Annotated in this window: 12 protein-coding genes; 10 read left to right on the top strand and 2 right to left on the bottom strand. The window is 44.5% G+C overall.

Annotated elements, in window-relative coordinates; genetic code table 11:
* Nucleotides 1-164 precede the first annotated feature (164 nt).
* Genes yycF through AC0YOD_RS16850 form a run of 5 tightly spaced genes read left to right on the top strand, consistent with a single transcriptional unit; the run spans nt 165 to nt 5,821 of the window.
* On the top strand, nt 165-929 hold the full coding sequence (yycF, locus tag AC0YOD_RS16870) for a response regulator YycF (protein WP_475800553.1): 765 nt from the start codon (nt 165-167) through the stop codon (nt 927-929).
* Nucleotides 926-2,776, top strand: a complete 1,851-nt coding sequence (walK, locus tag AC0YOD_RS16865) for a cell wall metabolism sensor histidine kinase WalK (protein WP_475800486.1) — start codon at nt 926-928, stop codon at nt 2,774-2,776. The genes yycF and walK overlap by 4 nt, the downstream gene beginning before the upstream one ends.
* Nucleotides 2,773-4,167 (top strand): YycH family regulatory protein, encoded by a 1,395-nt coding sequence (locus AC0YOD_RS16860; protein WP_475800485.1) that lies wholly within the window; start codon nt 2,773-2,775, stop codon nt 4,165-4,167. The genes walK and AC0YOD_RS16860 overlap by 4 nt, the downstream gene beginning before the upstream one ends.
* A 58-nt stretch (nt 4,168-4,225) precedes the next feature.
* On the top strand, nt 4,226-4,981 hold the full coding sequence (yycI, locus tag AC0YOD_RS16855; protein WP_475800484.1) for a two-component system regulatory protein YycI: 756 nt from the start codon (nt 4,226-4,228) through the stop codon (nt 4,979-4,981).
* 33 nt (nt 4,982-5,014) lie between these two features.
* Nucleotides 5,015-5,821 (top strand): MBL fold metallo-hydrolase, encoded by an 807-nt coding sequence (locus AC0YOD_RS16850; protein ID WP_475800483.1) that lies wholly within the window; start codon nt 5,015-5,017, stop codon nt 5,819-5,821.
* Here AC0YOD_RS16850 and AC0YOD_RS16845 read toward each other — a convergent pair.
* Nucleotides 5,790-6,011, bottom strand: coding sequence for a hypothetical protein (locus AC0YOD_RS16845; protein ID WP_475800482.1), 222 nt, complete (start codon nt 6,009-6,011; stop codon nt 5,790-5,792). The genes AC0YOD_RS16850 and AC0YOD_RS16845 overlap by 32 nt on opposite strands.
* A gap of 155 nt (nt 6,012-6,166) precedes the next feature.
* Here AC0YOD_RS16845 and AC0YOD_RS16840 point away from each other — a divergent pair, with 155 nt between their 5' ends.
* The 3 genes from AC0YOD_RS16840 (at nt 6,167) to rlmH (ending at nt 8,585) form a co-directional block, all read left to right on the top strand.
* Nucleotides 6,167-7,531 (top strand): S1C family serine protease, encoded by a 1,365-nt coding sequence (locus AC0YOD_RS16840; RefSeq protein WP_475800481.1) that lies wholly within the window; start codon nt 6,167-6,169, stop codon nt 7,529-7,531.
* Nucleotides 7,532-7,778: 247 nt separating this feature from the next.
* The gene (locus AC0YOD_RS16835) at nt 7,779-7,946 is read left to right on the top strand and encodes a CxxH/CxxC protein (RefSeq protein WP_063847536.1); all 168 of its coding nucleotides are present in this window, start codon (nt 7,779-7,781) and stop codon (nt 7,944-7,946) included.
* A gap of 159 nt (nt 7,947-8,105) precedes the next feature.
* Nucleotides 8,106-8,585 carry a 23S rRNA (pseudouridine(1915)-N(3))-methyltransferase RlmH gene (rlmH, locus tag AC0YOD_RS16830; RefSeq protein WP_475800480.1) on the top strand — a complete coding sequence of 160 codons (480 nt, stop codon included), beginning with the start codon at nt 8,106-8,108 and terminating at the stop codon, nt 8,583-8,585.
* 386 nt (nt 8,586-8,971) lie between these two features.
* Here rlmH and AC0YOD_RS16825 read toward each other — a convergent pair whose 3' ends face one another.
* Nucleotides 8,972-10,297, bottom strand: coding sequence for an S-layer homology domain-containing protein (locus AC0YOD_RS16825; RefSeq protein WP_475800479.1), 1,326 nt, complete (start codon nt 10,295-10,297; stop codon nt 8,972-8,974).
* 641 nt (nt 10,298-10,938) lie between these two features.
* Here AC0YOD_RS16825 and AC0YOD_RS16820 point away from each other — a divergent pair.
* A complete protein-coding gene (locus AC0YOD_RS16820; RefSeq protein WP_475800478.1) occupies nt 10,939-12,678 on the top strand; it encodes an ABC-F family ATP-binding cassette domain-containing protein in 1,740 nt (579 codons plus the stop codon).
* A gap of 488 nt (nt 12,679-13,166) precedes the next feature.
* Nucleotides 13,167-14,981 carry a discoidin domain-containing protein gene (locus tag AC0YOD_RS16815; RefSeq protein ID WP_475800552.1) on the top strand — a complete coding sequence of 605 codons (1,815 nt, stop codon included), beginning with the start codon at nt 13,167-13,169 and terminating at the stop codon, nt 14,979-14,981.
* Nucleotides 14,982-15,189 lie beyond the last annotated feature (208 nt).

Here is a 15,189-nt window from a genome sequence, read left to right as displayed (position 1 = left end):
GTGTTTCTTTTTTTTGGATGTCCTTTCGATGTGTTGAAGGTGGAAAACTATTGCTGTGATGAGGGAAGTTTCATTGTGAAGGAAGGGATAACGTGTGTTAAAATAGAAGCAATACAAAAGAATGACAATGAATGAAAATGGACAAGCGACGGGCGGGTGTAACGATGCACGGAAAAATATTAGTGGTCGATGACGAACAGCCGATAGCAGATATCATAAAGTTTAATTTGGAGAAAGAAGGGCATCAGGTTATCTGCGCATTTGATGGTGGCGAAGCGGTAAGATTGGCCTTTGAAGAGAAGCCTGATCTCATCCTTCTGGATTTGATGCTGCCGGTGAAGGATGGCATGGATGTATGTCGTGAGGTGCGTACCAAATTGCATATGCCTATCATTATGCTTACGGCTAAAGATACAGAGATTGATAAAGTGCTTGGACTGGAATTAGGCGCTGATGATTATGTGACAAAGCCGTTCAGCACGCGTGAATTGCTGGCGCGGGTTAAGGCGCATTTGCGGAGGCAGCAAAAACCGGTAGAAGCTACAGCAGGAATAAGCGGTGAGGCTGCTGGAAGCAGTGCTGCTGACAGCTCAGAGGAGCCGCAGGGCTTCAGGCTGTTCAATTTGTTTGTGGATACAGATATGTATGTCGTCTATAAAGACGGTGAGCCTCTAGATCTTACTCATCGTGAATATGAGCTTGTCTACTATATGGCTCGCAATAGCGGCAAGGTCATGACTCGTGAGCATTTGCTGCAGGCGGTGTGGGGCTTTGAATATTTTGGAGATGTACGGACAGTGGATGTGACCATTCGCAGACTGCGTGAGAAGATTGAGGATGATCCCAGCAGACCTGAATATATTATGACTCGGCGCGGATTAGGCTATATGATGCGTAATGCCAAATCAGGAGGCTTTGGGCCAGGATGAAGGGCAAGAGCTTCTTCCGCACCATTCAAGTAAAGCTGGTCATTATTTATTTGCTGCTCATCTTGGTTGCGATGCAACTAATAGGTGTTTATTTTATAAGCACAGTCAAAAACTCGCTCATATCCAGCTTTACGACTAACCTGAAGGAACAAGCTGATATTTTATCAAAATTCGCAGCTCCCAGTCTTGCAGCTAAGCCGGACATGGAGAGCGACTCTTCGGAGGGCACTACTGAGGAATTGAATTTAGTCGTAAGAAATCTATTCAGCATCAGCGGTGCCGAGGTACAGGTATTGGACTCCACTGGCAGGCTGGTAGCAACCTCGCTTCAAGGTCATCAATCTGATATCGGGAGCAAGAAAAATAAATCACTTGCTGTCAGTCGGGCGCTTCAGAACATTCCTGATAATGAACAAGAAATTATCGATGATGATAATATTAGGAAAAAAATGATTGCACAGCCCGTCACGCTGAATGATAAGGTCGTTGGAGCGGTGTACGTGGTAGCGTCGATGAATGATTTGTATGAGACTGTGAATCGAGTTAATCAAATTTTCTTCTCAGGGACGCTGATTGCTTTGGGCTTGACGGGCGTGCTTGGTGTCTTGCTGGCTCATACCATTACGAGTCCGATTCAGGGTCTTACCAGACAAGCAGAGGCAGTGGCTGATGGTAAATTTGATTTCAAGGTGCCGGTGCTTGGCGATGATGAAATTGGCAGGCTGAGCATGGCGTTTAATGATATGACGATACGTCTAAAGGAAGCCCTCTCGGTTAATGAGGAAGAAAATGAAAAGCTCACTTCCATTCTCTCTAATATGAGTGACGGTGTCGTTGCGGCGGACGAGCATGGGAAGATTATTGTGTGGAATCGTCGCGCACTGGAAATGCTGGAGGTTCCGAGCTGCGAGGGCTTTGAATTATCGGAGCTGTTCGAGCTGTCCGAGCAAAAGCTGCTCCAATTGCAGCAGGGCCGCGGTCAGACTTTGCTTATTGAGCATGATCTAGACGAGCAGGATAATACCACCAGTAACGAGGGTATTTTGAAAGCGACCTTTACACCCATTCATCGTCGTGACAAGGGCATTACGGGAACAATTGCGGTATTGCAAGATATAACCGAGCAAGAGAAGCTTGAGCAATCGAGGCGGCAGTTCGTTGCCAATGTATCGCATGAGCTGCGCACACCGCTTACCACCATTAAGAGCTATGCGGAAGCGCTCAATGACGGTGCGCTTGAGGAGCGAGAGCTTTCCGAGCGGTTCGTTGGTGTTATTCGCAATGAAACCGAGCGTATGATCAGGTTGGTTACTGATTTGCTGCATCTATCGAGGCTGGATTCCAATCAAGCACCTCTTAGAAGAAGACAAACGAATGTCCATGACATGCTGGATGAGGTTGCAGACCGTTTCTCATTCCAGCTTAGGCAGAAATCAATCAAAGCTTCAGTTAAAGTGGAGCGAGGTTTGGAATCAGCATGGCTTGACCGTGATCAAATTGATCAGGTGCTCGATAATTTATTTTCCAATGCGATCAAATATACGCTTGATGGCGGGAAGATTGAACTAATGGCAAAGACAATGAGCGACTCTTCCTCGCTTGCCATTAGTGTTAAGGATACGGGAATTGGTATACCGAAAAAGGATTTGAATCGTATCTTTGATCGTTTCTACCGAGTAGATAAGGCGCGTTCACGCAATATGGGCGGAACGGGATTAGGTCTCTCCATTGCCCGGGAAATTGTAAAGGCGCATAGCGGTACAATCTCCCTTCACTCCGAGCTGAATGAAGGAACAACCGTTACATTTACTCTTCCACTGCTGCAAGAAGGAGGAGATCCCGCATGATGGAGAGAGTGAAGACCACTTTGCTAATTGTTCTCGTAGCACTTAGTCTTTTGCAAAGCTATTTGCTTGCATACAGCATGCCGGGTCTTGGTGCAACGGTTAGGAGCGATCAGGATTATGTTAATGCTGAGCCTATGGGGGCGGCAAAGAGTGTAGAGAGCGTTGTTTTCCCCGAAGAGCTTATCATTCATATGGGCGGGAACCAGCATACCGTTATTTATCCGGGCACTCAGTTTTATGAGATGATTCTGAATCAACGGATTAAAGGGCGAGAATTTAAAGGATTTCAGAGCAGCCCGATTAATGTGCTGAATTGGGACGAGGTTCGGAAAAATGATATCGGGATTGAGCTTAGGTTCGATAAGGGAATCCCGGTGGAGCTGCTGCAAAAGCTGCTTAAGGTCGAGGGTGATCTGCTGTTCTCTAATGAGACCATTGATCGGATATGGATATTCAAAACGTCGGCAACAGAGGAGATACGCACGTTCTTCTTCAGTGTCGACGGTGAGAAGGTTTATGAATCCATTCGTGCGGATCTAACTGTACGGGATGTACAGGATTATGTAGGCTTCGGACAATTTCAGCCTAAGTATACGATGACAAGCGACGAATTGTATATTCCGGTCGATCCTATTCAGTCGACAGAGCTCGTATTTCCATATGAGCTGTATTCACCGGATTTAATGCAGCGCAGAATGTTCTCTGATTCAAGCACGACAAAGGGCTTTGAAGATCGGAGCGGGTCGCAAATTTTCACAGATGGCAAAAGAGGATTGCAGGTGGAGCAAAATGGCATGTGGATTAGCTACACCGATCCCGCTGCTCCGCAAAGTGTGGAAAATCTGCTTAGTGACAACGTCTATGCATCGGTTGATTTTGTTAATCAGCATGGCGGCTGGGACGGCGTTCATCGCTTCGTCAATGCGGAGTCTGGCAGTGGAGGCAAGTATATTCGCTTTAAACAATATGTGGAGCAGTATCCGGTTATCGAGACGCCGCCATTCCGATATGGTTATATGCGGCTTACTCTCCAGCAGGGCGTAGTGACCGAATATGAGCGGTCGATGATTACATTAGGACAGCAATCGGAATCACGTCAAGTTAGATGGCTGCCTGGTGGTGATGTATTGAAGGAGCAACTGAAAAACTACGCAAGGCGGAACGAGGTAACTGCATTATTTCCGGCGCTTCAAGCATTGCCAATTGATAATAATTTATTGCGCTTCTTACCTGTATGGGCTGTACGGCTTGCGGACGGAACAGAGGAAATGCTGCTTGAAGCATACCCTGTTGGGCATGAGCCGAAGAAGGTTGATACCGGTTCTAGCGCAGGGGACGAGGCCGCATCGACTGCTGGGGATGCTGATTCGGCAGATGAGAAGAAATTATAGTGTTAAATGGCGAGAGCAGGAGTAGAATTGGACTAGTATGGAGCGGGGGTGAAGGCGAGTGGATTGGGGACGAGCGAAAAATGTGCTTATTATATCATTCCTGCTGCTTAATATCCTGCTAGGGTATCAGCTCTGGTTAGATATTAGAGAACAGCTGAACGTAAATGTGAATACGGCTGAGCTGCCGCAGGATAAAGTGCTGCTCATGCAGCAAAAGCGCATATCACTGGAAGCCAATCTTCCGCTGGAAACGCCCAAGCTTGGCGATTTAACGTATTTGCTTCAGTCGGGCAGTAGAGATAATGTTCTGCCGATTATGCTGGAAAAGCCGGTCGACAGTAAGGTGATCTATTCCCAAACTGAGTTAATGAAAACACTCGGAAGTCGAATACCAGATCTCGACCAATATGTATTTGATTTGAAAAACAGCGGGGTGGATGTATTTCTATTACACCGGGTAGTGGAAGGTCACCCCATGTTTGATGTCAAACTTGAGCTGAACATCAGCAATCAGAAAATAACCTCCTTCCAGCAAGACCGAGTAGAATTGGTTGGCATTGGCGAGGAGAAGCAGGTATTGCCTGCAGTTAAGGTAGTGGGCAGTTTAATTGAAACATATCTGCCAGACGGTGCGGTTATTACCGATATTCAACTTGGCTATCACGGTCAAATCTTTGATTCGGACAAGCAGGTTGCCACACCATCTTGGCGTGTATTACTAGAGAATGCTCCACCGTTCTATGTCCACGCGATTAGCGGGGAAGTTGCAACAGATGAAGTAAAGGCTGAAGCTGCACCGAACGGTTTACGTTAAACGGAGCAGGAGAAGGGACAGGACAGGGTAACTATGGGACTGCGATTTACAGTGTTGGGGAGCGGATCGACAGGCAATGCGACTATCGTGCAAGGCAATGATAAGTGCGTGCTTGTGGATGCGGGGATGAGTGCGAAGAAGCTGGATGAGCTGATGCGTGAACGAGGAATAGCAGGCCATGATATAGATGCCTTGGTCGTCACGCATGAGCATTCCGATCATATTAAGGGCTTGGGTGCTTTCGCAAGAAAGTATGAGCTTCCGATTTTTGCAAATGAGGCTACCTGGGATGCGATGGAGCGGCATGTTGGTAAGATTGCTGCAGAGAAACGGATATTTATGGAGACAGGTGAAGAGGTAACGTTCGGATCTTTGGCTGTGCAGTCTTATCCGATCTCGCATGATGCTGCTGAGCCAGTAGGATACTGCTTTGTAGAGAATGGCGAGAAGCTGAGTCTTGCAACGGATCTTGGGTATGTTAGTGAGAAGGTGAAAAAACATATCATAGATTCTGATGTGCTTGTACTGGAAGCGAACCATGATACAGAAATGCTGCGTATGGGCCGATATCCGTGGAACACGAAGCGGCGCATATTGAGCGACGTCGGTCATTTATCTAATGTGGCGGCTGGTGAAGCCTTGCTGGAGCTCATGACGGATCGAACGAAACGTGTCTATTTGGCTCATTTAAGCCTTGATCATAATCTAATGGATTTGGCGATGCTGACCGTGAATTCTATTATGGAGGATCACGGAATATTTTATAAGAAGGAAGAGAATCCTCTCCGTGCTACGTATCACGACAGACCTACACCATGGGATGAGTTGCGGCAGAAATAAGGGATTCCAGCTGTGAGTCTAAAGCATCGGCTTTGGCGCTTAGTTCTTCTCTCGTAAATATGCCTTTGTCTATGAACAATTCTAGCATGGCGCTTAAAGTGAGAACGGTACGATAGTGATCATCCTTCAAATCGGCTAGTTTGGCAACAAGTTGTACATGTTCCCAAGCGGCGGGCGTTTTCGTTTTCATGATTACATTTCTCCTTTGAGGGTATTAAGTATCAAATATAGTATTTACGTGTTTGAATTTTTCGAATCTATTATTATTTTAGTCATTTCTTCCGAAAATATTCCTAGATTGAAAAAATAGTCTTGATGCTAGGGGCATCGAGAGGGGCGATCGTAATGAGCTTATTCGACGACGATTTTTATTCCACCAAAGTATCCAGGCGTGCTGCGCGTGAGAGCAAGAAAGGAGACTTCTCGTTTCCAAGTAAAAGAGGCGGACAAAAGTGGTCTACTGTTCGCATTGCATTTGTATCCTCTTTCACTAGCGCTGTAGCTGCAACTTTGCTGTTCGGTGTGTTTTTTGGTGGTGGAAATGGTATCGGCAGTGGAGGGGCATCCGTTCCAGCGTCGGGTGTCATTCAAACGGTTGATCCGCTTGAACGTCCTATTCAGGCCTCGGCAAAGGTGAGGCCGGCCGTCGTAAGCGTCATTAACGAGCAAATGTATAAGCTAGGCCTGGGCAACGACAAATCGTCGAAGGAATCTGATGAGGATAGCGGCGTACTTCGTGAGGCCGGCGTTGGTTCAGGTGTTATTATTAGTAAAAGCAATGGAAAAGCAATCATCGTAACCAATTATCATGTTATAGATGGATCACAATCCGTGAAGGTCGTACTGATGAACGGCGAGAAGCGGGAAGCCCGCATTGTCGGAAAAGATCAAATTACGGATCTAGCGGTACTTGAGATTGATGCTAAAGGTATTGAGGTGGTTGCAGAAATTGGAGATTCTTCTGCGCTCCGTGCTGCTGAATATATTATTGCAATCGGAAATCCGCTTGGTCTCGGCGAGTCGGTAACGACAGGCAGCGTAAGCAAAACAAAGCAAATTGTGCCTGTATCGCTCAACCAGGATGGCGTATACGACTGGGAGCAAGAGGTTATTCAAATTGATGCTTCCATTAACCAAGGAAACAGCGGCGGACCCTTGATCGATTTGAATGGTCGTGTCGTTGGCATTAACAGCATGAAGATCGCTGATTTTGGCGTTGAGGGAATCGGATTTGCCATTCCCATTAATCTGGCGATGCCAATTGTAGAGAGCCTCATTAAAAACGGCTATGTGCCTCGCCCTTATCTTGGTGTGTACTCGATGGATCTAGAGCAATACTGGCAGCAGCTGACGATGGAGGATACTTATGGTGATGGCGTGCTGCCTGAATCGGAGGACGACACATCTGCCCAGGATAGTAAAGAGGGCAATCTAGAAGATGGCATTGGCGAGTCGAAGCTTAAGCTGCCTGACGAGGTCTATGCAGGTGTAATCGTGCTTGAGGCAGTCGGACCAGCTAAGGAAGCCGGACTATTGTTCAATGACGTGATCGTGAAGCTGGATAAACAGCCAATAGGCAGTACGATTGAGCTTCGCAAATATTTATACAGTAAGAAGAAAATTGGCGACGAGATTGAAATTTCTTATTACCGCGATGGTGCTTTGAAGGTAACGAAATTCAAGCTTGCTGAGAATGTGCCAGAAGAATAAAGGGATTATACGCGCCGCAGTATGCAGATGGGCAACCATTTGTGTGCTGCGGTTTTTTATTTGGTTATGTAGAGGGAAAAGCTATTTAGAGATGAAAATAAAGACTGATGAGAGCGATAAATGAGGGTAAGAATGGACTAGCTTGGAGGGGAGTCTAATTGCTGTCTTCACATGGCAAGGCATTTTCTGATATGCTGTGTGTAGATAATTAGGACGACCATCAACTAGGGATAGGAAGCGTGTAAATATGTATTGTGTATGTAAAGAGCATATCGAGAAAGCATTAGACCGTTTTGTAGATGAATATGAGGATGCACCGGATGTTGTCGATTTGAAGGAAACACAATTTGCGGACTGGGATCCACCGCGTAAATGCGATTTTTGTGAAGAACCAGCTACTTTTTTGGTGGTTTAGGGGAAATTAAGGGTAGGTTTTTGTAGAGTAAGAAAATCCGAGAAATATAGCAGATTGTTAGCAAAATTCGAGCATGTAGAAGGATGTCGAGTAGCGCATCCGAGAGATATAACGGATTATGAATATAATCCGAGCATATAGAAGGATGTGTCGTGCATCATGCATATACAGATAGCTGCCGTAGGCAAGCTGAAGGAAAAGTACTTGGTGCTTGGCATAGCGGAATATGCCAAGCGGTTAGGGCCTTACGTGAAGCTTACGCTCACGGAAGTGCCCGATGAGAAAGCGCCGGAGACGATGAGTGCGGCGGAGGAAGCGATTGTGCGTGAGCGAGAGGGCGAGCGGCTTCTAGCGCAGCTGAAGCCGGATGCGCATGTTGTCGCGCTCGCGCTGGAGGGCGAGCTCTGGTCAAGCGAGGATCTCGCTGGCCAGCTCGATAAATTAGCCACGTATGGGCGCAGCCACGTGGCTTTTGTTATAGGCGGGAGTACGGGATTGTCTCCCGCTGTATTGAAGCGCGCCCAGCAGAAGCTGAGCTTTGGGCGCATGACCTTGCCGCACCAGCTTATGCGTCTGGTGATGGTTGAGCAGATTTATCGGGCTGTGAAGATAAACCGGGGGGAACCGTATCATAAATAGGGCGAAATCTGTGGCAGGCGCAGTCCCAGGCACTATCATCCCAATCAAACCTAAGGATTAAATTCATTAATAATGGAATTATTAAACCTGTTCCCATCGCTTGAATAATACGACCTGCTATCATGCTGACCAGCCTTGGTAACAATTCGTTTACCAAAGAGCAGTAAAGAGCTTGGCCAAGGAGATCATGATCTATAAATGCACGTTCGTTTGGGGCGGTGCTAGAAATTGAATCAAAAAAATAGCGGCGAAGGGAAAACCTCCCTTACGCCGCTATTTTTTAGGTTAAAACATTTTCTCGCTGTGGAGCTGTTTTCAAAGCAAACTAAAACTTGCTTTCATTAACGGCTCCTTTGTATGGTTACTAGTATAATTATTCCCTGCAATTATTCTGGGTTAATCACAGAGTCAACGACGTCTTGGATATCTTCTTTGCTAGTTAAAGAAAAAGGTGTTTCAAATGGGCTTCTGAGTTCATTATAGGCCGATTCAATGGCGTCCAAGACTAGGTCCAAGTTCTCAGCAGTTACTCCGGTTATTCCTGCAACGGCAAATGTTGTTTTGTCAGGCTTAGGCGTTTCGCTAGTCTGCAAAATGTATTCACTGATCGCGGTCAGCGCGAGTCCTGCATGGACTTCATTAACGATCGCTTGTATTTCAGTTACGTTCCATGGAGATGTCCCGTCCATGCTCAATGCATAATCAATATAGATTAAGTTCGACTGAGTGACACCTGTTACTCCAGCAATGTCAAATATTGATTCGTCAGGCGCAACGACATTTGGCTCTGGCTGGCCATAGTAAGCATTAATCGCATCCAACGCGGCTTGTGGAGACATAGGTGTTTGCGTTGGTGTAGGCGTCGGTGTAGGCGTCGGTGTCGGTGTCGGTGTCGGTGTAGGCGTAGGTGTCGGTGTAGGCGTAGGTGTCGGTGTAGGCGTCGGTGTAGGCGTTGGTGTAGGCGTTGGTGTAGGCGTCGGTGTAGGCGTCGGTGTAGGCGTCGGTGTAGGTGTTGGTGTAGGCGTCGGTGTAGGCGTCGGTGTAGGTGTAGGCGTCGGTGTAGGTGTCGGTTTCGGTGCCACATATTGCTGTTTCGCTTCGTATGCACTAGTAACAAGTAAATCACGTGTTGCATTTGCTTGACCACCAAACTTACCATCTGTTCCGTTAGACAAAAGCTTCAATTCTAGAGCCGTTGCAACATATCCTTGTGCCCAACCACTCACTGTTGTATCTGTACCAGTATTGGCTTTAGCGTCTGCATCCTTACCCAATGTTCTGACTAGAAATGTTGCTAATTGCTCTTTTGTAACCTTTCCTGCAGGGTTATATGTTCCCTCACCGTAGCCATCTGTTATTCCTGCTGTTTTTAATGCTTCTATATAAGGTAATGCATAACCATTTGCTGCGTCGTCAGCTTTTACATCAGAAAATGTAGACGTTTTTAAGGAACTATCAACTTTAAGACCGGTAAGCAAAGCAGCAACTTTGGCGAATTGTGCTCTATTCATCTCATCTTTCAATCCAAATGTGGTGTCACTTACACCATCAAATATTCCTGCTGAAATCATGGCATCAAACTTGGCTTTCGTTGCCGCATCCAAATCCTTTAGATCAGTGAAGTCTGCTGAAGTCTTCGCCTCTGCATAAACCGCAATGCCAGAGGTGCACATTAATAAAACCAAAAATAAAACAAACAATTTCTTTCTCACAGAGCTTCCTCCTTAATAAATTTAGACTCTACCGTCTGGGTTAATCGTCAATGTCCCTTCAAACCCATACTAAGATAATTATCGACAGAATGTCTATCTTTTTGTACAAAATTGTGTAAAGTAAAATGAATTTCCTGAAATTTGTATGTTTACGCACCCTGCATCCGCAATGCTACAGAAATATTTTCTCATATATGCGCCGTTCACCACATTTCCAACGTTGTACCATATAGAAAATTGACAAGCAACTCTTCCACAAGCAGTTTTCCGTAAACAAACAACTGCTTGTATTATTGCATCATTATGCTGTCGTCGAATGTCGCTGTGAATTTCGCTTTACAGTTGTTAAGGTGAACCGTATCATAAGTAACGGCAAGTTTTTATTGTACAACTCGAATCGGAGCGAGATAAGATGAATAAGGTACATTTACAACCGGCAGAGATCAAAGTCGAGTTCATTCCGGCGCTTTTATGAAGACGGTTAAGGAGATAGCAAGGAACTTTGAACCTCAAGGGATGGGATATAAATGGATTGAGATTGCTTGTAAACAGTGTTACTCTCACAACGTTAAACTCTGAACCTATGCTCTATAATACTTTCAATAATAGTCGCAAATTTAGTTATTCAGAAAGGTAATACGATGATAAAAGTTGAAAACTTATCCTTTTCATTTCCACAAAAAGAACTATATTCAAAGATTTCATTTACGTTAGAAGAGGCACAGCATTGCGCTTTTATTGGAACAAGTGGCAGTGGGAAAAGTACACTGATCGATATACTGATGGATCCAGAAAGATATTTGTTCGAAGGCAAGTTAGAAATAGATCCAACCTGCACAATTGGGTATGTAAGTCAGTTCTCCCAACTAGACAGAACGGAAGAAACAACCGTTTTTGAATACATCGGAGAAAAATTTATTAAGCTACAACATGAAATACAATCGATTTGTACGGAAATGGAAACATCATCAGATATTGAACCGTTACTCGAAAAGTATCAATTTGCTTTAGACGCATTGGATGCAATGGGTGGGGATGATTTTGAAAGTACCATTCATAAGCAACTTAATTTAGCAAACCTTATGAAGCGTAGAGATCTTAGGGTATCCGACCTGAGCGGTGGAGAATTCAAGCTTATTCAAGTCATGAAGGAAATGCTTAATCGTCCCGACCTCATGATTATGGACGAGCCGGATGTATTTTTAGATTTCGAAAACTTAAATGCGCTTAAAAAACTTATTAATTCCCACAAAGGAATGCTGCTAGTTGTTACGCACAACCGATATCTATTGAATCATTGTTTCAACAAAATTATTCACCTTGAAAACACTGAGATCCAAGAGTTTGATGGGCGATATATTGAGTATAACTTCTCATTACTTCAGACAAAAATTGAGTTGCAAGAAATCGCAGTCGCTGAACAAGAAGAAATTGAGAGATACGATAACATCATCGATAATCTTAGAGCGATCGCAACTATTAATTCAGAAGCATCTAGAGGTAGGGCTTTAAAAGCTAGAGTAAGGGTTCAAGAGAGATTGGAAGCGCGTAGAATTAAAGCGCCATTTGTTGATATTAAGCAACCGGATATCAGTTTTGATATTGATCATGAGATTGAAGACACCATTGTTATAAATGTCAATAATTATAGTGTTTCCTTTGATGAGCTGCTGTTAGACAATGTTAGCTTTGAGATAAAATCTACAGATAAAGTAGCCATTATCGGTCCAAACGGTACCGGGAAAACGACTTTACTCCGAGATATCTTTAACAATAATCATGATTCCATTGAAATTCATGCGGATGTTAAAGTGGCCTATTTATCACAGCTTCAAGGCGAAGTGCTAAAGGATTCTAATACAATATTAGAAGAATTCATCGATGCTGGGTTTAGCACGTATGATGAGGTTAGATCATATCTTTCACACTATGGCTTTGAAGGCGAAATCGTTGATCAGAAGATAGCATCTTTATCGGGTGGAGAAAAAAATATTCTTCAATTGGCTAAAGTTTCTGCTAGTAAAGCAAACGTATTGCTTCTTGATGAACCGATAAGCCATTTAGACACCTATACACAAATCGCATTGGAGAATGCCATTGCTGATTATAAAGGTGCGATTCTCATGATATCTCATGATTTCTATTCTGTTGTAAATGGTATGGATTATGTATTAATCATTGACAATAAGACGATTAGAAAATTGACTATGAAAAAATTTAAACAGATGATTTATGCGAGTCATTTTGATAAAAACTATTTAGAAGCGGAACAAAATAAAAAAGCAGTTGAAATGAAAATAGAATTGGCTTTAAAAGATACTAATTTTGAACTCGCAAAAGTATTAGTTGATGAGCTAGAAGAGCTGATTAAGTTGCTATAAATTAGAACCCTCTCATGATGATGGTCGAAAAGTATCCATGCAAAAGACACTGATGAATAGAAATCTCAGTGTCTTTTTGCTGCATTAATTTTTTAACAGCTCAGCATTTTATTTACAGATATTTCCAGTATAAATATCGAAATCTTAATCTACAGCATTCAAATTGCGTCGAATAGCAATGAAAATTAGGAAGGAGCGTAATTTCTACCTTATTCAAGCAGTAGCAACGATAAACAAACATTCTTTTGCGTATTGTGAATAACATAATGAATGATGCAACAGTCGTATGCTTTAAATACGCTCCAGCCTCCTCATGACATGTCATTTAAAGGTGCTGTACGAACGAAACGCTAAGGGCTGCTAGTGCGGGAGAGCTCGCAGTATCCAAAGCGATAATTATTAGGGTAGGAGAAAGGGGCACGATGATGGAAAGGTCAGGTCTTAGTCGAGGAAAGAAAAGGAATATAGCGAGGATAAGGGGTTACTTGATGGTGGTGACTATCATCGTTTCGTTACTGACATTCGGATCTTCGTCATTTGCCGGAGGAGATACAGGAGTAATTCGCCCACTAGTCGTGACTTATAATACGAACGGCGGCTCAACGATTGACTCTCAAAGTGTGTCGCCCGGAGGCACGGTGATTTTTCAAAATACTCCAGTGAAGGAGTGCTACAGCTTCGCGGGTTGGTTCTACGACAGTGCGCTAACGCAAGCCTACAATAAGTCAGATTCAATCAATGATAACCTAACACTGTATGCAAAATGGGTGGCCTCAAGCGCAGATGCGAAGTGTGGAGTAGCTGCATTGACATCGACGATCGGTACGGTAAGCGTCGGCGGGACGGTGAATGAGACGATTATTATCGGGAGTGACGTCAAGCTAGCCGCGTTGAAGGCCGCAATCACGCCGTCTGCGAATGCGACGTTTGAGATTTACAATGCAGACGGAATAACGAAGGCGACGACGCTAGCGACGGGCATGAAGATCATCGTAACTCCGCTAACCGGTACGAATAAGGTTACGTATACGATCATGGTGAGAACTCCGAACTTAGCGTTAAATAGCCTGGTAACGGTCGACAGCTCGTGCAACACCTCGGAAAATGCGGTCAAAGCCGTGGACGGCAGCATAACCAATAACAGCAAATGGTGCTCCTTGTCTAGCAACCGTTGGCTGCAGATCGATTTTGGTTCCGTGAAGCAAGTGAGCCAATTTGTCATCAAACACGCATCGGAAGGAGGAGAGCCAACCTCCCTTAACACGAAGGCGTTTAATATCCAGGTCAGTATCGATGGTGAGAACTGGAAAACTGCAGTCAACGTAACCGATAATAAGAATAGTGAAACGGTAGACAATATCACTGCATTATCAGCGAGGTATATCAAGTTAAACGTTACAACGCCTACGCAAACCACAGATACTATAGCAAGAATCTACGAGTTTCAGGTATATGGCCCCTTCAATTTGGCATTAAATAAACCCGCAACGGTTGATAGCACATGTAATACTTTGCAAACCGCGGCCAAAGCCGTGGACGGCAATATCGTCAATGACAGCAAATGGTGCTCCAAATCCAGTAACCGTTGGTTGCAGATTGATCTCGGCTCTGTGAAGCAAGTTAACCAATTTGTCACCAAGCACGCATCGGAAGGAGGAGAGTCGCCCTCCTACAACACGAAGGCTTATAATATCCAGGTTAGCACGGATGGTCTGAAGTGGAATAAGGTCGTAAACGTAATCAATAACTTAAGTGGCATTACGTTTGACAAAATAACTACTGTACCAGCCCGATATATCAAGTTGAATGTAACGACGCCTACGCAGACCACGAACGCTGCAGCAAGAATCTATGATTTTGAGGTATACGAACCCTCGAATTTGGCATTAAATAAATCCGCGACGGTTGACAGTACGTGCAACGCCTCGCAAATTGCTGATAAAGCTGTGGACGGCAATATCGTCAATGATAGCAAATGGTGCTCCAAATCCAGTAACCGTTGGCTGCAGATCGATCTCGGCTCCGTGAAGCAAGTGAGCCAATTTGTCATCAAGCACGCATCGGAAGGAGGAGAGAGCGCCTCCTACAACACAAAAGCTTACAATATCCAGGTCAGCGCCGATGGTGCGAACTGGAATACGGTAGTCAACATAACTAACAATACGAGCGGTATTACGGTAGACAAGATAACGGAAGTATCGGCTCGCTATATTAAGCTGAACGTAACGACACCTACGCAGACAACAAACGCCGCAGCAAGGATTTATGATTTTGAGGTATACGGATCTAGTTACACGACATAGCCTTTGCTACTTAAGTAATAGTAAAGATGTATGGCCTCTGAGACTTTACGTTTCAGGGGCTTTTTGATTAAAGACACGGCGCCCTACCGGGATAGCAATTTTTAGTTGTAGAAAAATTAGAAGGGGTGGTACCCCTCAACTTCACCATATAGATGATACGGCGAACCGTATCACAAATGATGCGAAAAAAATCATCTTGCACACTTAT

The organism is Paenibacillus sp. J31P13 (assembly GCF_056269295.1).
The sequence above is the reverse complement of the archived record's forward strand: the minus strand, read 5'-3'. Positions and strand labels throughout refer to the sequence as shown.

What these genes read in the sequence shown, in the direction of transcription:
- yycF (WP_475800553.1), top strand. Translation starts at nt 165, where the DNA reads ATGCACGGAAAAATATTAGTGGTCGATGACGAACAGCCGATAGCAGAT.
- AC0YOD_RS16820 (WP_475800478.1), top strand. Translation starts at nt 10,939, where the DNA reads ATGATAAAAGTTGAAAACTTATCCTTTTCATTTCCACAAAAAGAACTA.
- AC0YOD_RS16850 (WP_475800483.1), top strand. Translation starts at nt 5,015, where the DNA reads ATGGGACTGCGATTTACAGTGTTGGGGAGCGGATCGACAGGCAATGCG.
- AC0YOD_RS16835 (WP_063847536.1), top strand. Translation starts at nt 7,779, where the DNA reads ATGTATTGTGTATGTAAAGAGCATATCGAGAAAGCATTAGACCGTTTT.
- AC0YOD_RS16840 (WP_475800481.1), top strand. Translation starts at nt 6,167, where the DNA reads ATGAGCTTATTCGACGACGATTTTTATTCCACCAAAGTATCCAGGCGT.
- walK (WP_475800486.1), top strand. Translation starts at nt 926, where the DNA reads ATGAAGGGCAAGAGCTTCTTCCGCACCATTCAAGTAAAGCTGGTCATT.
- AC0YOD_RS16845 (WP_475800482.1), bottom strand. Translation starts at nt 6,011, where the DNA reads ATGAAAACGAAAACGCCCGCCGCTTGGGAACATGTACAACTTGTTGCC.
- AC0YOD_RS16860 (WP_475800485.1), top strand. Translation starts at nt 2,773, where the DNA reads ATGATGGAGAGAGTGAAGACCACTTTGCTAATTGTTCTCGTAGCACTT.
- rlmH (WP_475800480.1), top strand. Translation starts at nt 8,106, where the DNA reads ATGCATATACAGATAGCTGCCGTAGGCAAGCTGAAGGAAAAGTACTTG.
- AC0YOD_RS16815 (WP_475800552.1), top strand. Translation starts at nt 13,167, where the DNA reads ATGGTGGTGACTATCATCGTTTCGTTACTGACATTCGGATCTTCGTCA.